General features: G+C 50.5%; 20 protein-coding genes. 13 read left to right on the top strand and 7 right to left on the bottom strand.

Annotated elements, in window-relative coordinates; translation table 11 throughout:
- Positions 1–31: 31 nt before the first annotated feature.
- From HU175_RS09780 to HU175_RS09770, 3 genes are read left to right on the top strand one after another with little or no spacing between them, the layout of a single operon-like run.
- Entirely contained in the window at positions 32–946 is a 915-nt protein-coding gene (locus HU175_RS09780; protein WP_176566419.1) for a sugar phosphate isomerase/epimerase family protein, read from the top strand.
- Positions 947–999: 53 nt separating this feature from the next.
- A complete protein-coding gene (locus HU175_RS09775; RefSeq protein WP_176566418.1) occupies positions 1,000–1,221 on the top strand; it encodes a hypothetical protein in 222 nt (73 codons plus the stop codon).
- Positions 1,202–1,615: a putative toxin-antitoxin system toxin component, PIN family gene (locus tag HU175_RS09770; protein WP_176566417.1), complete on the top strand. Its 414-nt coding sequence runs from the start codon at positions 1,202–1,204 to the stop codon at positions 1,613–1,615. Before HU175_RS09775 ends, HU175_RS09770 begins: the two co-directional genes overlap by 20 nt.
- A 17-nt stretch (positions 1,616–1,632) precedes the next feature.
- Here HU175_RS09770 and HU175_RS09765 read toward each other — a convergent pair whose 3' ends face one another.
- On the bottom strand, positions 1,633–2,553 hold the full coding sequence (locus HU175_RS09765) for a ketopantoate reductase family protein (RefSeq protein WP_176566416.1): 921 nt from the start codon (positions 2,551–2,553) through the stop codon (positions 1,633–1,635).
- Positions 2,554–2,775: 222 nt separating this feature from the next.
- Here HU175_RS09765 and HU175_RS09760 point away from each other — a divergent pair, with 222 nt between their 5' ends.
- From HU175_RS09760 to HU175_RS09740, 5 genes are all read left to right on the top strand, one after another.
- The gene (locus tag HU175_RS09760; protein WP_176566415.1) at positions 2,776–3,894 is read left to right on the top strand and encodes an acyltransferase; all 1,119 of its coding nucleotides are present in this window, start codon (positions 2,776–2,778) and stop codon (positions 3,892–3,894) included.
- A gap of 382 nt (positions 3,895–4,276) precedes the next feature.
- Positions 4,277–4,429 carry a helix-turn-helix domain-containing protein gene (locus tag HU175_RS25095; RefSeq protein WP_176569176.1) on the top strand — a complete coding sequence of 51 codons (153 nt, stop codon included), beginning with the start codon at positions 4,277–4,279 and terminating at the stop codon, positions 4,427–4,429.
- A 78-nt stretch (positions 4,430–4,507) separates the two neighbouring features.
- Positions 4,508–5,089, top strand: a complete 582-nt coding sequence (locus HU175_RS09750) for a phosphatase PAP2 family protein (protein WP_176566414.1) — start codon at positions 4,508–4,510, stop codon at positions 5,087–5,089.
- Between the two features lie 77 nt (positions 5,090–5,166).
- On the top strand, positions 5,167–6,108 hold the full coding sequence (locus HU175_RS09745) for a ribose-phosphate pyrophosphokinase (protein ID WP_176566413.1): 942 nt from the start codon (positions 5,167–5,169) through the stop codon (positions 6,106–6,108).
- A 71-nt stretch (positions 6,109–6,179) separates the two neighbouring features.
- On the top strand, positions 6,180–6,746 hold the full coding sequence (locus HU175_RS09740; protein ID WP_176566412.1) for a 50S ribosomal protein L25/general stress protein Ctc: 567 nt from the start codon (positions 6,180–6,182) through the stop codon (positions 6,744–6,746).
- A gap of 578 nt (positions 6,747–7,324) precedes the next feature.
- On the opposite strand, the gene HU175_RS09735 is transcribed toward HU175_RS09740, so the two are convergent.
- Complete coding sequence (locus HU175_RS09735; RefSeq protein ID WP_176566411.1) at positions 7,325–8,167, bottom strand: DUF1080 domain-containing protein; 843 nt, start codon at positions 8,165–8,167, stop codon at positions 7,325–7,327.
- 251 nt (positions 8,168–8,418) lie between these two features.
- Between HU175_RS09735 and HU175_RS09730 the strand changes: the two genes are divergently transcribed.
- From HU175_RS09730 to HU175_RS09720, 3 genes are all read left to right on the top strand, one after another.
- Positions 8,419–9,096 (top strand): response regulator transcription factor, encoded by a 678-nt coding sequence (locus HU175_RS09730; RefSeq protein WP_176566410.1) that lies wholly within the window; start codon positions 8,419–8,421, stop codon positions 9,094–9,096.
- A gap of 61 nt (positions 9,097–9,157) precedes the next feature.
- The gene (locus HU175_RS09725; protein ID WP_176566409.1) at positions 9,158–10,573 is read left to right on the top strand and encodes a sensor histidine kinase; all 1,416 of its coding nucleotides are present in this window, start codon (positions 9,158–9,160) and stop codon (positions 10,571–10,573) included.
- The gene (locus HU175_RS09720) at positions 10,557–11,825 is read left to right on the top strand and encodes a TlpA family protein disulfide reductase (RefSeq protein WP_176566408.1); all 1,269 of its coding nucleotides are present in this window, start codon (positions 10,557–10,559) and stop codon (positions 11,823–11,825) included. Before HU175_RS09725 ends, HU175_RS09720 begins: the two co-directional genes overlap by 17 nt.
- Positions 11,826–11,905: 80 nt before the next feature.
- On the opposite strand, the gene HU175_RS09715 is transcribed toward HU175_RS09720, so the two are convergent.
- From HU175_RS09715 to HU175_RS09695, 5 genes are all read right to left on the bottom strand, one after another.
- Positions 11,906–12,553: a carbonic anhydrase gene (locus tag HU175_RS09715; RefSeq protein WP_176566407.1), complete on the bottom strand. Its 648-nt coding sequence runs from the start codon at positions 12,551–12,553 to the stop codon at positions 11,906–11,908.
- A 177-nt stretch (positions 12,554–12,730) separates the two neighbouring features.
- Entirely contained in the window at positions 12,731–13,414 is a 684-nt protein-coding gene (locus HU175_RS09710) for a hypothetical protein (protein ID WP_176566406.1), read from the bottom strand.
- A gap of 13 nt (positions 13,415–13,427) precedes the next feature.
- Complete coding sequence (locus HU175_RS09705; RefSeq protein WP_176566405.1) at positions 13,428–13,805, bottom strand: GntR family transcriptional regulator; 378 nt, start codon at positions 13,803–13,805, stop codon at positions 13,428–13,430.
- Positions 13,806–13,807: 2 nt separating this feature from the next.
- Positions 13,808–14,653, bottom strand: coding sequence for a hypothetical protein (locus HU175_RS09700; RefSeq protein ID WP_176566404.1), 846 nt, complete (start codon positions 14,651–14,653; stop codon positions 13,808–13,810).
- The gene (locus tag HU175_RS09695; RefSeq protein WP_176566403.1) at positions 14,650–15,537 is read right to left on the bottom strand and encodes an ATP-binding cassette domain-containing protein; all 888 of its coding nucleotides are present in this window, start codon (positions 15,535–15,537) and stop codon (positions 14,650–14,652) included. Before HU175_RS09695 ends, HU175_RS09700 begins: the two co-directional genes overlap by 4 nt.
- A gap of 228 nt (positions 15,538–15,765) precedes the next feature.
- On the opposite strand from HU175_RS09695, the gene HU175_RS09690 reads away from it, so the two are divergent.
- Positions 15,766–16,341, top strand: a complete 576-nt coding sequence (locus tag HU175_RS09690; protein ID WP_228724384.1) for a hypothetical protein — start codon at positions 15,766–15,768, stop codon at positions 16,339–16,341.
- Positions 16,342–16,349: 8 nt separating this feature from the next.
- Complete coding sequence (locus tag HU175_RS09685) at positions 16,350–17,282, top strand: alpha/beta hydrolase (protein ID WP_176566402.1); 933 nt, start codon at positions 16,350–16,352, stop codon at positions 17,280–17,282.
- Positions 17,283–17,389 lie beyond the last annotated feature (107 nt).

Raw genomic sequence — 17,389 nt, 5'->3', positions numbered from 1 at the left:
TTTGGTCAATCTGACCGTTGTTTCTATTCCTATGCTCAACCTTGGCTTTGCGTCGGCGATCCTGGCCGATTATGATTTAACTAACGTTCTGAAATTTGCTTCCGAACACCGTTTCAAGTGCGTCGAAATAATGTGCTGGCCCGCCGATAACAGCGACGCACGTCGGTATGCAGGCGTTACCCATATCGATGTTGATAACCTGGACGTAGCGCAGGTAAACGCGCTGGTTCAGCAGTATGGCGTGTCGATTTCCGGGCTGGGTTATTACCCAAATCCACTCGATCCCGATCCGGCAAAAGCTGAATTTTTCCGGGAGCACATCAAGAAGATCATCCGGGCCGCGGCCAAACTGAACGTACCGGTCGTCAATACGTTCATTGGCCGGAACCCGTCGCTGAATATTACCGACAACCTGAAGCTCTACGCCGAACACTGGCCCGCCATCGTGAAGGTTGCCGAAGAAAACAACGTAAAGCTCGGCATCGAAAACTGCCCGATGTGGTTCACGGACGACGAGTGGCCGGGCGGCAAAAACCTGGCAACGACACCCGCCATCTGGGACCGGATGTTCGAGATCATCCCCTCGCCCATTCTGGGCCTCAACTACGATCCCAGCCACATGATTTGGCAGATGATGGACGAGGTAAGACCCATCTACGACTACCGCGACCGGCTGCACCATATTCACTTAAAAGACGTAAAGCTCTACCGCGACAAGCTGAACCGCGTGGGTATTATGGCGAACCCACTGGAGTACCATTCACCCAAGCTCCCCGGTCTGGGCGACGTGCGCTGGCGCGACTTCTTTGCCGCCCTGACCGACGTTCGCTACCGGGGCCCGGTTTGTATTGAGGTAGAAGACAAAGCCTACGAAGGCAGCCCAGAAGATGTACAGACCGCTATCCTGACGGCTCGTAATTATTTAGGGCAGTTTTTGGTTTTGTAGGTATATTAGACAATCAATACGCTGCGAATAAGGCGGCAGTAACCCTATTACTTATGACGTATCAGGTAGAAATATTGAATCCTAAGGCAGACAAGTTATTGCAAGACCTTGCAGACTTGAATTTGATCGCTATTTCGGATCTATCTGCTGATCCGTTTCTTGCTATCGTTGATAGACTTAGGGAAAAAGCTTCGCCAAAACCTCCCAGTCTGGATGAAATAACCAGAGAAGTAGAAGCCGTAAGAAGCAAGCGCTATGCCAAGAAAAAAGCATAGGGTTATCATCGATACTAATCTTTGGATCAGCTTCTTGTTGACGAAGGATTTATCTAAAATCGATCTTTTGTTCAATGACGGAGCCATTACACTACTATTCAGTCAGGAACTTCTGGACGAATTTCTTGAAGTCGCTTGGCGGCCAAAACTCCGGAAATATTTCACTACAAATAACCTACAGAATTTACTGATGCTAATTAGGGGTAAGGCTGATTTTGTTGTTGTTACCTCATCCGTAGAACTATGTCGAGACCACAAAGACAATTTTTTGTTGGCTTTAGCTGTCGATGGGAAAGCATCACATCTCATTACTGGCGACAAAGACTTACTTTCTTTAGGAAGTGTTGGTCCGACCCAAATTCTAACAATAGCCGAATACCTATCAGGCCTATAGAAGGATATTGATTAACACTAGTCCCCTAACCCAAAATACCCCGCGATCCGTCTGTACTCCGGTACGTCGACGTTGTGTTTCTGGGCGAGTCGGACGATGTCGAAGATGAGTTGTTCGCGTTCGTCTGGTTTGCCCTGTTTCAGGTCTTTCTGAATGGACGCCGTAAAATCGGGGGACAGGCTGTCCAGAATAGCGAGGTTGTCATCCACGATACTGGCATTTATTTTCAGGTTCGCTCCTTTCGCCAGTGCGTCCAGTTCCTGCAGTAAGGTTTTGAATAGCTCCCGAAACGTACCCGGTTGCTGTAAATCGGCGGCCTGCTTGTTATCGTAGGCAGCCGCGCAGGCAAAGGCTGATGTAAAAGTCAGCTTTTTGAAGATGTCGCTCGTGATGGTCGAGCTGTACAGGATCCCGATGCCGCTCTCCCGAACGTCGCCCTCCATCCGTTCACGCAGTTGCTGGTTACGAGCATCGGGGTGATTCAGCCCATACACAATCCGGAATATCTTGTTGTTCTGGCTCACCTCGCCCGGCGCCGATACGTAGCCGGTTAGGTACACACAACCATCGTACACCTGATAATCCGGTAGGGCAATCCGCAGGAAGTTGCCCGCTTCGAGTGAGTTTAGAATGGGGATGATGAGCGTATCGGCCCGGCTGACGCTACGTAGCATCGGAACAATGTCGGGTAGGCTGTACGCTTTTACACAGACAAAAACCACATCGAAGGTTTCGGCATTGAGCTCCGCTTCCGACACCGCCCGGATTGTGCCGACCGTAAACGGCGGCTCGCCATACGTTCGGATCGTCAAGCCTTTCTGCTGAATAGCGTGCAGATGCGTTCCCCGCGCAACCAGTGTTACGCCCTTTCCGGCCTTCGCCAGGTAACCACCGATCAACCCACCGGTTCCGCCGGCACCAATGATTAAATACGTCATTTATCGTGTTTATAGCAACCTGATTCGAGTGGTGTGGATAGATAACGTTGTTAGTGTTTTGAACACTAACAACGTTATCTATCCACACCACTCGAATTCTTGTGAAAGAAAACTTACCTGGCCTGCACTTTAGTTTTGCACTTTTAGAGCAATAAATTGGCAGCGGTAAGCCGTCTGCCTATTCTCGCTACTTTCGTGCATTGTTTTATCCATTAGTAAAAAATGCAGAAAGAGCACCTGGCCTGGGTTGATCTCCTACGAATAATTGCTTGTTTGCTGGTTGTCATCTCGCATTCCTGCGATCCTTTTGTGGGGCAGTTTGATAATAACCGCGCCGAATTTCTGACCGGTGCGCTCGTCGGCAGTTTTGTTCGTCCCTGCGTACCGCTGTTTGTTATGATCTCGGGGGTACTACTTCTGCCCGTCAGACTCGACATGACCACCTTTTACGCCCGACGGGCTAAACGACTCATTATCCCCTTTGTATTCTGGTCGATGATGCTGCCGGTGCTGTATTATCTCTACGTCAACTCCGGCGTCAGGATCATCAGCCCCAACATTATCGCAACTGATTACAAGCTGGAAAATACGATTCAGAAACTCTTTGCCTTTCTGTTCAACTTCAATTACGCGACCACAGCACTCTGGTACGTCTATATGCTGATTGGTCTGTATTTTTTCCTGCCTATTGTCAGCGCCTGGCTTAGTCAGGCATCCCAGCGTGATATCTGGTGGTTTCTGGGCTTCTGGATCATCAGTATGTGCCTGCCCTACGTACAGATGATGGCGCCCATTATCGGCTACCCCGGTGAACGGGGACTGCTGGGCGTCTGTGACTGGAATCCATATGGCACATTCTATTATTTCTCCGGATTTCTGGGTTATCTGGTTCTGGCTCACTATCTGATCCGGTATCCACTCAACTGGAGCTGGAGTCGTACGCTTTCGGTAGGGATTTCCCTATTCCTGATCGGCTACGCCGTTACGTCGGCGGGCTTTATCCTGACCCAGAAATCCTTTCCGGGCAGCTACGCAGCCCTAGAAATTCCCTGGTATTTCTCAGGCATCAACGTCTTTATGATGACGTTCTCTGTTTTTATCATCCTTCAGAAAGTCAATGTTCGGTCGTCGCCCCTGCTAACGAAGGCAGCTGCGCTTACGTTCGGCGTTTACCTATCCCACTTCTTCTTCGTGCAGGTGGGGTATGACCTGATTTACCCGGCGGTAGACGTGCCCACGATTGTCAAAATTCTGATGATCGCTCTGTTTGCATTCAGCGTATCGCTGCTGCTGATCTGGCTGATGAGTCTCAATAAATTCACCCGAAAAGTCATTATGTGAGGTCTGTCCGAAGCACTGCATCTGTCGGGTGCCGAAGAAACAACGCTGGAATCGATTTTATCGAACATCCAGCAGGAGTGTGCGGTCAGTATTGACAGCTATAGTCAGGAAGTGATCGTTTCCTACCTCGACCTGCTGCTGAACTACGTCAACCGGTTCTACAACCGGCAGTTCATCACCCGCAGACACGTAACGACCGATCTACTCACAACGCTCGATACCCTACTGACCGAGTACGTCAACAGCGACCAGATTCGGGATGAGAGACTGCCCACGGTACGTTACCTGGCCGATCAGCTATCAATGTCACCCAACTACCTGAGCGACCTCCTGAAGAAGACAATGGGCCAGAGCGACCAGCAGTACATCAACAACAGACAGGCTGGAGAAAGCCAAAGAGCTACTGGCTTCGTCCAGCCTGTCTGTCAGCGAGATTACCTTTTATCCGGGCTTCAAACACGCGCCGTCGTTCAACCGCTTTTTCAAACAAAAAACCAGCGAAACCCCGTTAGCTTTCCGGCAATCGTTCAACTGATCAGAAGTTGATGCAGGACTATTATTTATCCCCCTCGTCCCCTCCCCCAAACCCTCTGCGCCATTATCTTTGCGCCCTATGCGCGAAACGCTTAATCAACTCGATACCGACTTATTTCTGTGGCTGAACGGTCTCAATGCCCCCTGGCTCGATACCCTCATGATCTGGGTTACCGAGCGTAACCACTGGTTTCCGTTCTATGCCGTGCTGGTTTTCTGGCTCATCTACCGCTTCCGTAAACTGGCCATCGGGTTGATTCTTACCATTATTAGTGCCGTAGCCCTGGGTGATCAACTGTCGTCATCCCTGTTCAAACCCTGGGTCCACCGGCTGCGGCCCTGCCATACGCCCGGCGTTCAGGAGAAAATTCACCACATTCTAGGCTGTGGGGGGCAGTTTAGCTTTGTGTCTTCCCACGCGGCTACTACGTTCGCGCTGGCCACAATTCTCTGGCTCCTGCTGGGAGATCGGTACCCCTGGCTGCGCTGGGTATTTTTGTGGGCCACCGTAGTTACGTACAGTCGGATTTACGTAGGCGTCCATTATCCGCTCGACGTATTAGCCGGTACGGGAATTGGTGTTTTTTCGGGCTGGATTTGTATGCGCTTATACCATCGAACGCCCTCTCGTTTTCAGATTGCGTCGCCGGAGAGGATCTAATCCCGGAAGAATCTTTGGAACAAGTTCGACAACCATGCGCTTTTTTCCGTACCTTTGCGGGAAATTTGCCTGGCATAATGGCTTCATTCAATCCAGTAAAAATTTTCTCGGGTAGCCAGTCTAACTATCTGGCCGAAAAGATTGCTCACCACTACGGAAAAGAGTTGGGCGGTTATACCTGTCGTCGGTTCAGCGACGGCGAGATGTCGCCCAGTTTTGAGGAATCAATCCGGGGCTGCGACGTTTTTCTGATTCAATCAACACCTCCTCCGGGCGACAACCTGATGGAGTTGCTGCTAATGGTGGATGCCGCACGCCGGGCATCGGCTCACTACGTAACGGTGGTTATTCCGTATTTTGGCTACGCCCGTCAGGACCGGAAAGACAAGCCACGTGTGTCGATTGCCGCTAAACTGGTGGCCAACATGCTGGCAGCTTCGGGCGTCGATCGGCTGATGACGATCGATCTGCACGCGGGTCAGATTCAGGGCTTCTTCGATTTTCCGGTCGACCATCTGGAAGGTACATCGGTGTTCGTGCCGTACATCCGCAGCCTGGAACTGGACAACCTTGTCATTGCCTCGCCGGATGTGGGCGGAGCCAACCGGGCGCGAACCTTTGCCAAGCATTTTAATGCCGACATCGTGCTCTGCGACAAGCACCGGAAGCGGGCCAACGAGATTGCCTCAATGCAGGTGATCGGGGACGTAGAAGGGGCTAACGTCGTGCTGGTCGATGACCTGATCGACACGGGCGGTACGATGGCGAAAGCGGCCCAGATCATTCTGGACAAAGGAGCCAAATCGGTGCGGGCGGTTTGTACGCACCCCATCATGTCGGGCAAAGCGCACGACACCATTGCCAGTTCCGTTCTGGAAGAACTGGTCGTTTCGGATTCGTTGCCAGTACGGCAGATGAACCCCAAAATCAGAGTATTATCCGTAGCAGAACTGTTTGCAAAGGCCATTGGCCGGATTCGGGATCACGAGTCTATCAGTTCGCTGTTCATACGGTCCTAACGATATCCGGGCGCCCACGTCCGGCTTCCCTAAAAAAATGTCGGCGGTGGGCAGCCGGACAACCAAGTAAAATGGAAAAAATCGAGATTGTAGGGTATCAACGAGCGAATCTCGGCCGTGCGGAATCGCAAGCTATTCGGGCCGAGGGTAATGTTCCATGCGTTCTGTACGGTGGAAACGAACAAGTGCATTTCTATGCACCGGCTATCCTGTTCCGGGAGCTGGTTTACACGCCAAACGTGTATGAAGTTCAGCTGAACATCGAAGGCGTCGAATACCGGGCGATTCTTCAGGAAACCCAGTTCCACCCAGTAAGCGACGTGCTGCTGCATGCTGACTTTCTGCAGGTAACTGACGACAAAGCCGTTAAAGTAGCCGTTCCAGTACGACTGGTTGGTACGGCTCCTGGCGTACAGAAAGGGGGTAAGTTGGTTACCCGCGTTCGGAAACTGCGCGTAAAAGGTAAAGTAGCTGATATCCCAAACTATATCGACGTTGACGTGTCGAGCCTGGATTTGGGCAAATCAGTTCGTGTTGGTCAGATTCCGGTATCGAACATCGAACTGCTGGAAGCTGCCTCTAACCCGGTTGCCAGCATTGAAATTCCACGTGCACTGCGTGGTACGGTCAAAGCATAATAGCTGCCGCCCAGTTTTTTTACAGAACCCCTTCCGCTCCAGGAGCAGAAGGGGTTCTGTTTTTACCAGGTCGCCATTTAATAACCTTTTAATTAATGTTGATACACTGTTATAGTTTTTTCCTGCATATTTGCAACAGAACAAGATTTGGTTACGTACAGGGGGTAAATGAGTAGATTTACTAAACCAGATTTGCAAAAATTAAAGTCAAATAAATATATTAGACGGCAGGCACTTTCTACTAGGTGTTAGGCGTTAAGTAAATATAGAGCTAGAAATGGCGGAAAGAGTTCGCTTAATAAGAAAGCAACGGCTACTTATTGCGCTCTAAAAGAAATTGCTTAGTTTAGCATAACAATCCTTTACAAAGGGAAGGTTGAACATCAAGATTCGGCGACCGCCCGGTCGTCAATCTTGAAATGGTGTGGATAGAAGCGGAAAGCCGCCCCGATATTCGGAGCGGCTTTTTTGTTTTGTAGCTATCCCTGCTGGTGCCAGATCAGTGAGTTGATTTACTGCCCTCGTGCCTGGTCGTTGGATCAATATTGATAGTTCTTCGTTCGGTCGCTGTCAGGCATTTACTTTTTCTTCCGGTTCTGCAACTCCCGCAAGACAGCCTGCAACTGCTTTGGCTTGTTCATATACGGAGACAGATCAAACAGGGAAACCCGACGGAACTCGACCGGATGGCTTTCACTTTGCAACGAGATATAGCCACTTTTGAGCAACTGACCGTCTTTCTTGACGGCCGGGTCGTAGTGAATAACGTTACCGCCCCCGATCTGCGGCTTTTCGTAGGTCAGCACCGTGTCTCCTTCAACAATATGGTTGATCAGCGAATCGCCCAGCACCAGCGCTTCGGCACGAACCCACTGATTGGCGGGGTAGGTTTTCGATTTGGAGTCGATGCAGTGTGGCGTAAAGAGTTTACCGTTGAGCACTACGTTCGTGCCGGGAGTGCACAGGTTGCCCGTATGCCGCTCGTGCTGACCATCACCACCCAATAGCTGCATTTCCATCGAAATGGGAAAATCCTGCTGGAGACCCATCGTTTCGGGGGCTTGCCCATGCAGCATGGCACCACTATTCCGAATGGCCCAGCCGGGACCGCCTTTCACCTGCTCCCCCACGAACCGGTACTCCATAACCAGGAGGTAAGCCGAAAATGGATTTTTGTAAAAAATGTGGCCGTACTGTTCGTCAAAAGCGTCGTACTGATCGTAACGTACTACCATTTTTCCGTCCTCAACCCGGAACGTATTGTTGTAGTTGTCGCCCAGCGGGTGGCCCGTTATTTTGACTTTCCAGTCGTTCAGGTTTTTGCCGTTAAAGAGTTCAATCCATTCTCCGGCTTTTGTAGACTGGGCCAGCGCCAGCGTTGTATTGAGAACAAGCGTAATGAGTAACAGAAAATGTCGCATAAGGAGCCAGTGAATTTTTTGATACAATATTCGATACAAAGAAAGAAAACGAGCTGGTACCTACCTTGTTTCAACCTATAAATGCTGTCAAATAGAACGTTCCCCGTCTGTTCTTTCCCTGTCCGTTGGCTTGGCTGACTCATAAAGGGCATGTTTCCTGCGCGAAACCGAAAACCAGCATTTTTGCTCTCAGAAACTAATCCGGAGCTTTGACGTTTTTAATTGCGTCCATTGTTCTGTATGTTGCTGATATGAAAATACTGGTAGTAGAAGATGAGCCAAAACTGGCTTCGTTTATAAAAAAAGGGCTGGAAGAACAATCCTGCGAAGTTGACGTGGCTTACGATGGCCAGGTTGGTCGAAACATGGCCCTGAATAACACCTATGATGTCGTTATTCTTGATGTCAACCTGCCCAAAATGAACGGCTTCGACGTAGTGCAGGCCATGCGGCAGGAGAACATCCGAACCCCGGTTCTGATGCTGACAGCTATGGGGTCGGTGGATGATAAGCTGACGGGCTTTGAAGCTGGTGCCGACGATTATCTGGTCAAGCCTTTTGAGTTCCGCGAGTTGATGGCCCGCTTGCGCGCCCTTAACAAACGTAGCAGCGACGGCGGGCTGCAATCCAATGTGATTAGGGTGGCCGACCTGGAACTCGACCTGAATGAGAAAGTTGCACGGCGGGGTGACAAACGTATCGATCTGACAGCCAAGGAATTTGGCCTGCTTGAATACTTTATGCGTAACCGGGGCCGGGTTGTATCGCGCATCGATATTGCCGAAAAAGTATGGGATATTCATTTTGATACGGGTACGAACGTAATCGACGTTTACGTTAACTTCCTGCGCAAAAAAATTGATAAGGATTTCCCGACCAAGCTTATTCACACGGTGATCGGCATGGGGTATATGCTCAAGGAGGAATAGGCTCCCGGCCAGTCCGGGATTTCCTGTCCCGGATTTTTTCATCGCTTCAGCTTTTGTTCTTATGAATATCCGCACCCGCCTGACGCTGTTGTTCGTGCTGCTGGTAGCATCCATCATGCTCCTGTTTACCGTATCGGTCTACTACCTCTACGATCAGCTTCGTCAGCAGGAGTTTGAGCAGCGGCTGGAAGGCCAGGCCCTTACAACTGTCCGGTTGCGGGAAGATGTTGGTCAGGTTCCCAAGGGCGATTTACCCGAAATCAGTGAAACCCAGGTTACGGTCTACAGCAACACTGGGGAGGTGCTGTACAACCTAGACAGTCTGCGTTCCCGCTTTCCGATCTCCTTTAGTTTTCTGCAGAAAATTACGCCCGGCCGCCATCATTACGTCCGGCTCGGCCATCAGGAGGCCGTTGGGGTGAGTTACCGGAATTCCCGGAATCAGCAGCTTTATATTGTCGCTTCGGGTTTCGATAAATACGGATTAGGGCAGCTGGAAAGTCTGCGGACCATTCTCTTCTACAGCTGGTTTCTAAGCCTGGCCATTGTTGGCGTTGCCGGCTATCTGTTTGCGACCGACGCACTACGTCCGGTTGCCGAACTAATTCGACAGGCCAACGCCATTTCGGCCACGAATATTCACATGCGTCTGTATGTGGGTCGCCAGCGCGACGAACTGGCCGATCTGGCCCGTACGTTCAACGATCTGCTCAGCCGCCTGGAAGTCGCCTTTGTGTCGCAGAAAAGTTTCGTCTCCCATGCATCCCACGAGCTGCGAACGCCCCTGACCGTTATGATGGGGCACATTGAAGTTACCCGACTACAGGCCCGCTCCAGCAAAGATTATGAGCAGGCACTGGATGGGGTCCTGGATGAGGTCAAAAGCATGATCCGGCTGGTAAATGGGCTGCTGGAACTGGCGCGCGCCAGTTCGGACAGCACGATGCTGAATCACCAGCCCGTTCGGATCGATGAGTTACTCTGGCAGGCACAGAGCCAGATCATTCAGAAGAAACCGGACTATCAGATCAATATCGATTTTGACAACATGCCTGAGCAGGAAGAAGAAATGGTTGTTATTGGCGAAGAACCACTTCTGCAGACAGCCTTTCAAAACCTGATCGAGAACGGGTGCAAGTATTCTCCCAACAACGCAGTTACCGTACTTTTGTCTTTTAGAAAAGGGCAGATTCAGATTACGGTCAGCGATCAGGGGTATGGAATTCCCCAAAGCGATCTCCCCCATATTTTTGAGCCGTTCTACCGTTCCGACTCAACGATGACCATCAGCGGACACGGCATCGGCCTGGCCCTGACCCGTCGAATTATTGAACTTCATCAGGGCAAAATTACTGTTCAATCAACGGTTGGCAAGGGCACTACGTTTACCGTTACGCTGCCCACTCAGTTTGTCGCTCCCGAACCCAAGCAATTACCCCTGGTTACCAGCCGGATTACGGATGCTGCCAACGGTTGAGAAATACGAGCGAATCGTAAGTATATTGGCCTCGAACAGCCACAACCTCAAGATGAAACGCTTTCTGCACCAGCTTCCCTTTCTTATAATACTCACCTGTTCGTCAGTCAAAGCTCAGTCGCCGACGATACAGGAACTGCTGAAAAAAGTCGATCAGGCAGTTACGAAGTTTGATCAGGGGCAGTTTACCCTTCAGGAAAAGAGTACTCAAATTTCAGTCGGCGAAGACTCGACAACCCAGGCACACACGTATACGTTCTGGTTTAAACGCAACCGGCCTGATTCACTGGTGGGCTACAAAATAGCGTCATTCCGGAAGGATGGTTACGAACAGCTATACGACGGAACTGACCTTTTGACGCGTTACGAAGGCGAACTCACTGTAACCCCGACGGCATCGTACCCGGATCGAATCAGACAGGAAACAGGTGGGGCAACGTTCCTTCCTCTATTCGCCCAGGCCAATATCTTTCTGCAGTCATATGGAAATAGCGAGCTGGCGTTACAAAACATGACATTGCTGGAGCCCGAAAACTATGCGGGGGAGACCTGTTACCGAATTGCCATCAAACAGCCAACAGGCTCGGGTAACGAAGTAACGAGTCATTGCTTCATATCAGCAACTTCGTTCTTACCCATTCGGATGCGCACAACCATGAAAAAAAAGGTTGGGCAGGCGCAGGAAGTAGCTGTTTTTGACTACGCAATGATCAACATCGAAGCAAAGTCAATTCCTGATGAGCAATTCGGCCGGGAGCGTCTGTCGACGTATACCGTCGAGAAAGTTTACAACCCAACTGAAGAAGTTATCGATGAATTGCTTCCGATCGGCACAGCAGCCCCGGACTGGACACTGCCGCTGGTTTCTGGTAACACCTTACGGTTGCAAGACCTGCGCGGGAAGCTCGTCGTTATGGATTTCTGGTATAAAGCCTGTGTTCCGTGTCGAACGCAGATGATTACGTTGGAAAAGCTACACGGTAAATTCAATCCGGACGAAGTCGTTTTTGTTGGCGTCAATACGATGGATGATCCCGTAAAAGACAAGTTGGCGGTGTTTCTTAAGAACAGAAATATTTCGATGCCTTCTGTCTATCGCGGCAAAGCTATTCAGGCTCGCTACAAGGTGCAGGGTTTACCCGCTCTATTCATCATCGACCAACGGGGAAATGTCTTGTACACGGCCAGCGGCTACTCCGATACGTTATTGAGTGATGTTGACAACGTGCTCAGTGCTCAGTTGAAAAAGTAAGTCGGGCTGACAAACGTATTACTCCTCTAAACGCCGACGGCCCCGACTGATTAGTCGGGGCCGTCGGCTTAAAAATAGTTTTATAAAACTGCTTCTTTTGCCAGGAATCGATACGTCTCCAGGTCTTTAGCCATTGAGTCAATATTGATTTCTAAGTCATGCACACTCCCTGTTTCCAGATCATACACCCAGCCATGAACGCTCAACGTACCATCCGTAAAGACTCCGCGTTGTACAAACGACATTTTGAGGACGTTGAGGCATTGCTCACGAACGTTCAGCTCAACCAGCCGCCGGTGCCGCTGCTCGGGATCGGCAATAGCCATCAGTTCGTCTTTATGCAGCCGAACCGTATCCTGGATGTTCCGAATCCAGATGTTCGTTTCGCCAAAATTCCGGTGCGACACGGAAGCCTGAACCCCTCCGCAGCCGTAGTGTCCACAAACAACTATTCGTTTAACTTTCAGGTGTTCTACGGCGTATTGAATAACTGACAATGAACTGATGTCGTTATTGGGCACCATGTTCGCGACGTTACGGTACACGAATAGCTCCCCTGGCCGAGCGCCCATGAAGTTTTCGGGCTGCACCCGGCTATCGGAACAACCAATGTACAGAATCTCGGGCGTCTGCCCTTCTGCCATCCGCTTGAAATATTCTCCGTCAGCGGCTATCTCTTTCGACATCCACTGCTTGTTGTTCTCGAATACCTGCTTGTAAAAATCCATGCCTTTGGTTGAAAATTGAGAAAACAGACAAAAGTTGGGTTGTATTTAAGCCAATCACCAGACTCTTTATAACCGCAATTTATGTGCTAATGTTGGTTGAATAAAAATAGCTCATTAGAATCTTGCTGGCCTATTACGCTGCTGCTTTCCGTTAGTCCGTATACAACGTATGGCAGTTTATAGCTTCTTCAGCCATTGTAACGCACGGCCGTTCAGTTCAATTTCAGCCCTGGGCGACGGATCAAACGCGAATTTACTTATCTGCGTATTACTCAGTTGTAGGGCGCTCGAATCACGTACTACCGCTTGCAACAAAGCATATTGATCGGCTCCCAGAATGGTTTTGCTGCATCTACCAATATTCAGGCTACACTTGTCAGTAACAGTTAGTCCACTGGTTCGAAGGCGGCTGTTTACCAGCGATACGCCCAGCGAATCAAGAGCAAATTTTCGAACGGTCAGCAACCCATTACTCATCCGAATGCTTGCCACTGTGGGCACACGTATCACCAGGCCAATAGAAGCCGTTTCCTGCCAGTTACGATACGGGGCGGTTGTCCCCAATTTATCGGCGGCCTCGATAAAGACGGTATCCCCCTGTTGCCTGAACTGGTAAAATTCTGTCAATTTAGGGTGAATAAACGCTTTTGCCTGCGCGCCCGGCTCAATAATGATCTCCCGCACTCGTCGCCCGTCGATAACCCAGTGTCGGACAGTAGGCAAGTCTCGTTCGTCAAAGCCCTGCAGGGGGTTCGACCAGTCCAGCTTGTCGTATTCCTGCTTCAGCAATACGTTGGTAGCGGTCATGCCCATCAGCGTAACGAGAACGATGAGCGCCAGAAGCATATAACTTGTTTTCATACATGGTTGCGGTTTAGGAGTGGCTATAATTGGCGGCTACGTATTGCTCGTAGCGCGTTTCTATTTCCGATAGGTCGATGCCAAGCAGGTACAGATTCTTGAAGAAAATAGGCAGGTCGTTTTCCAGGAACTGCTCCCGCCGGTAATCCCGAATGCGGTCGTTGGCGTCACTGGTAGGGAAATAACCGATGCCCCGTTTGTTGACAATGACGGCTTTCTGACTCAGAAACTCATAGGTCCGCATAACGGTGTTGGGGTTAACTTCCAGTTCGGCCGCCAGTTCCCGAACCGAGGGTATCTTCTCCCCCGCCGGCCAGCGATTCAGGAGAATCTGCTCGCTGACGTATTCGGCTATTTGCAGGTAAATCGCTTGTTTGTCCCGAAAATCCATGTTTACACCTCCTGCTCTTTCAGGCGGTAGTACGCCGTTAGGTAAAGTAAAATAACGACCGTTACGCCGACCAGGTACCGTAGTTGCGAACCAATGGGCTGCGGTAGTTCGAGCGTGTGAAACTCCTCTTCTTTCTTCAGCGATACCGCGGTAAATGGAAGACTATAGTTCACTTCTATACTATCCGTCGAAAACAGCCAACTCTGCACTGTCTCATTTCCTAAGATTCCTATGGCGACAAGCGCCACAATAGTCAAGGCGACAAATGGTAACGTAAAGCGCCGGAATAGGAGTGACAGTACTAAGGAAACCGGATGGATTAGAGCGGCCATGACCCAGGTCGATGGCGAGAATCGCTCAATATCTTGAAATCTATATATAGGCTCAATGTCAGGCATCCATAGACCCTCAACCCTTCCACTCCGAATGCCGGCCAGTTGCGAATCAGTCCAGTTCCGATGTTTGACAAATGCCAGACCAACAGCGTCGATTAGAACGAACAAAAGACTATAGACCAGAAAAAACCCTAGTCCGGATACAAGCAGAATCAGCAGGTATTTTTCGAGCCGGGAGGCCGGACGTAGTAAGTAAGAAATTGATCTCTCTTTACTGCTCAACAAAGTAACCTGTTGCACCGTGAATGTTCCCCAGGCAAACGTCCCAATCAGTGTGAGCGTAGCTAGCCGACTTTGAACGATAAAATTAGGTAGATTATCATACACAAACAGGGCGCAAATAATCAACACAATCAGCAGCAGACCCACATTCAGCAGTAGCGCTGCCCGGTTTTCGATAAAATAGGTTCGAGTAAGCCGCCCGAATCGGGTCATTGAAAAGTAAGGGTTCATAGAGCTGTGTAATTAGATGATGTGGAAAATAAGATTTGTATCCGATCGGGATGTGCCTGTACAGCATTGAACAACCGTTCCAGATCAAGCCGACTACTTTCGTTTGCCAGTCGGCTGGTATCCGTTCGCTCAGCCACGATGGCATAACCGCCAACGGCCCGCTCGGTATACAGAATCGCCTGTTGCCGGGGCAACTCAGCTACCAGGCTAAACCACAGCTGACGGGTGATTTCGTCGATGCTGGCGTTTAACGCTACGTTCATTCCGCCGTCCGGCTTTTCGGCCAGAATAATAACCGGATCTATCAGCGCTTCCAGATCACGCACCTGGTGGGTGGAAATGACCACTGTCCGGTGCTCGTCTACCGCCCCGGCCACCAGCCGCCGGAACTGACTTTTCGACGGAATATCCAGCCCGTTTGTCGGCTCGTCCATCAGCAGGAGTGCCGTATTGGTCGCCAGACCGAAGCCAATCAATACCTTCTTTTTCTGGCCATACGACAGTTCCGGCAGTTTCTGGTCGTCGGTCAGGCCAAACTCCTGCAGGTAGCGTTGCATCTGCTGGTGATCGAAGCGAGGATAAAACGGTGCGTTGGTCCTCACAAACTGCCGAATACGAACGGGTGGTAGATAAAACTCTTCCGGCACCAGAAACAAGTTCTCCAGAAAAGTCGGCCGACGTTCTCCGGGTACGTGAGGCCCCACTTGGATGGTTCCCTCCCTGGGATACAAAAGGCCAGCCAATAGCCTTAACAACGTTGACTTACCAGCCCCGTTCGGGCCCAGCAGGCCGTAAATCGAACCGGGTTCCAGCGTTAGATTCAGCCCTTTGTAGATGGGCTTCTTACGCTGATACGAGAATGCGACATTGGTTAGCTCAATCATTAATCGATTATCTAGTGTACTATTTATCTAATACACTACAACAATCCGATTTAATTTAGCAATTGTCAATAGGCACGGTATTTTTTTTACTGACTAATCAGACCAGTGGTACACACGTTGCCGCTTCCTCAAAACTAGTGAGTGGGTTGTGTCTCACTCTTGTATTTTGCGCCTACCACACACGTATTCAATTCGTTTACAGCCATTTATCACCAACCTATCCCCTTTATGTCACTTAATCTTTCAGTAAGGTCATCCGGCCTGATACGTATCTTGCTCATTTGGCTGTTAACGACGGCCTCTTTTGGGCAGACGATGCTACCGCAACGGTCGGGTATTCTGGACATAGGGATCCGGTTTCAGAAGACGGTTAATCTATACACCGAAAACGGCGTTACGTTTCAGTATACCCACGCCAAACTAGCCAGGCAACGCCTGTATCTCGGAGCCAGCTACGTTACGTCCCGACTAGGTACAGCGCTTGGCTCCAACGCCATTCAGCAGGACAATTATCTGGCCACGGTTGGGTACTATTTCCGGCCAAACTGGTTGATTCAGCCGGTTGTCCGGGCTAACGTCGGCTATTTTTCGGCTCAGTATGGCAATGCTATTTTTGACGACCTTCCCAGCACATCTATGCTGGCATCGCCGGAACTTGGGCTTTGCTACTGCCCCAATTTTCCGCTCAAGATCAACGGCTCGATTGGCTATAACCTGCTAACAGGAGCTGGAGTAACGGGGCCGGGAACGCTCTACCCCGTTTTTGTGCAGACGAGTATCACCTGGAACGTATTGAGAAAATAAACCACGCTATGAAAACACTACTCCCGTTCCTGCTGCTGCTGGTTGTTGGTCTGGCCTGCTCTCCCGAACCGACCATTACCAACGAGATGCTCGACAGTGGTACGTTCTTCGACCCGTCGCTGTATAATCCCGAACGCTATCTCGTATCGAAAGCCATTCCTGCCCCTACTGCCGAACAGGCCCGGAAACCTGTCATCATTGCCTGCCACGGCTATTCAGCCTCGACCTTCGAGTGGGACGAGTTCCGGGCCTGGGCCAACGGACGTACCGATTTCTATCTCTCACAGGTGCTGCTGGGAGGGCATGGCCGTAGCTACGAGGAGTTCAAGAAATCGACCTGGCAGGACTGGCAGGCCGCCATCACGACTGAGTACGAACAGTTGGTTCGGGCGGGGTACCAGAACATCAGCCTGTTGGGGTCGTCTACAAGCGGGGCGTTGCTGCTGGAACTGGTCGCGTCGGGTTATTTCGCCAGTCGATTAGCGCCCCGTAACATTCTGCTTGTCGACCCTATCATTATTCCGTCGGATAAGTCGCTTTCGCTGATCGGCGTATTCGGCCCTATGCTGGGCTACATTGATACCGAACAACCGGCTGGTGAGGATAAATTTTATTACCACTTCCGTCCGCAGGAAACTCTGCAACAGCTGGAAACAGTACTGAACGTAACGCGGAAGGGTCTGGAAAAAGGAATTACACTACCGACCGACTGTAGTCTGAAAGTCTACAAATCGAAGAAAGACCCGGCGGCTGACCCGGTCAGTGCCGTACTTATTTATCGCGGCACGAAAACGGCCACCGGACAGCCCATTGAGGTCGAGATGATCGACTCGGAGTTTCACGTCTACACGCGCTTAAAGCTCCGGGAACAGGTTTCAACGAAAGATCAGCAAAACCAGACGGCTACGTTTACGGATGTGGTTGCGCGGGTATTACGGTAAAGACATTGATCCTGGTTCGATAGCGTTACTTCGGCTACAGTCCTACCAATACTTCTTTGATTCCTTTCCATCCGCTTACCAAAACAGGAATCAACGAAAAAGCCTGT

It is taken from the genome of Spirosoma sp. KUDC1026 (assembly GCF_013375035.1).
Lineage (GTDB): Bacteria > Bacteroidota > Bacteroidia > Cytophagales > Spirosomataceae > Spirosoma.
The sequence above is the reverse complement of the archived record's forward strand: the minus strand, read 5'-3'. Positions and strand labels throughout refer to the sequence as shown.

Bases quoted from the DNA above. Each gene is read 5' to 3' on its own strand.
- HU175_RS09780 (WP_176566419.1), top strand. From the start codon at position 32: ATGCTCAACCTTGGCTTTGCGTCGGCGATCCTGGCCGATTATGATTTA.
- HU175_RS09775 (WP_176566418.1), top strand. From the start codon at position 1,000: ATGACGTATCAGGTAGAAATATTGAATCCTAAGGCAGACAAGTTATTG.
- HU175_RS09770 (WP_176566417.1), top strand. From the start codon at position 1,202: ATGCCAAGAAAAAAGCATAGGGTTATCATCGATACTAATCTTTGGATC.
- HU175_RS09765 (WP_176566416.1), bottom strand. From the start codon at position 2,553: ATGACGTATTTAATCATTGGTGCCGGCGGAACCGGTGGGTTGATCGGT.
- HU175_RS09760 (WP_176566415.1), top strand. From the start codon at position 2,776: ATGCAGAAAGAGCACCTGGCCTGGGTTGATCTCCTACGAATAATTGCT.
- HU175_RS09750 (WP_176566414.1), top strand. From the start codon at position 4,508: ATGCGCGAAACGCTTAATCAACTCGATACCGACTTATTTCTGTGGCTG.
- HU175_RS09745 (WP_176566413.1), top strand. From the start codon at position 5,167: ATGGCTTCATTCAATCCAGTAAAAATTTTCTCGGGTAGCCAGTCTAAC.
- HU175_RS09740 (WP_176566412.1), top strand. From the start codon at position 6,180: ATGGAAAAAATCGAGATTGTAGGGTATCAACGAGCGAATCTCGGCCGT.
- HU175_RS09735 (WP_176566411.1), bottom strand. From the start codon at position 8,167: ATGCGACATTTTCTGTTACTCATTACGCTTGTTCTCAATACAACGCTG.
- HU175_RS09730 (WP_176566410.1), top strand. From the start codon at position 8,419: ATGAAAATACTGGTAGTAGAAGATGAGCCAAAACTGGCTTCGTTTATA.
- HU175_RS09725 (WP_176566409.1), top strand. From the start codon at position 9,158: ATGAATATCCGCACCCGCCTGACGCTGTTGTTCGTGCTGCTGGTAGCA.
- HU175_RS09720 (WP_176566408.1), top strand. From the start codon at position 10,557: ATGCTGCCAACGGTTGAGAAATACGAGCGAATCGTAAGTATATTGGCC.
- HU175_RS09715 (WP_176566407.1), bottom strand. From the start codon at position 12,553: ATGGATTTTTACAAGCAGGTATTCGAGAACAACAAGCAGTGGATGTCG.
- HU175_RS09710 (WP_176566406.1), bottom strand. From the start codon at position 13,414: ATGAAAACAAGTTATATGCTTCTGGCGCTCATCGTTCTCGTTACGCTG.
- HU175_RS09705 (WP_176566405.1), bottom strand. From the start codon at position 13,805: ATGGATTTTCGGGACAAACAAGCGATTTACCTGCAAATAGCCGAATAC.
- HU175_RS09700 (WP_176566404.1), bottom strand. From the start codon at position 14,653: ATGAACCCTTACTTTTCAATGACCCGATTCGGGCGGCTTACTCGAACC.
- HU175_RS09695 (WP_176566403.1), bottom strand. From the start codon at position 15,537: ATGATTGAGCTAACCAATGTCGCATTCTCGTATCAGCGTAAGAAGCCC.
- HU175_RS09690 (WP_228724384.1), top strand. From the start codon at position 15,766: ATGTCACTTAATCTTTCAGTAAGGTCATCCGGCCTGATACGTATCTTG.
- HU175_RS09685 (WP_176566402.1), top strand. From the start codon at position 16,350: ATGAAAACACTACTCCCGTTCCTGCTGCTGCTGGTTGTTGGTCTGGCC.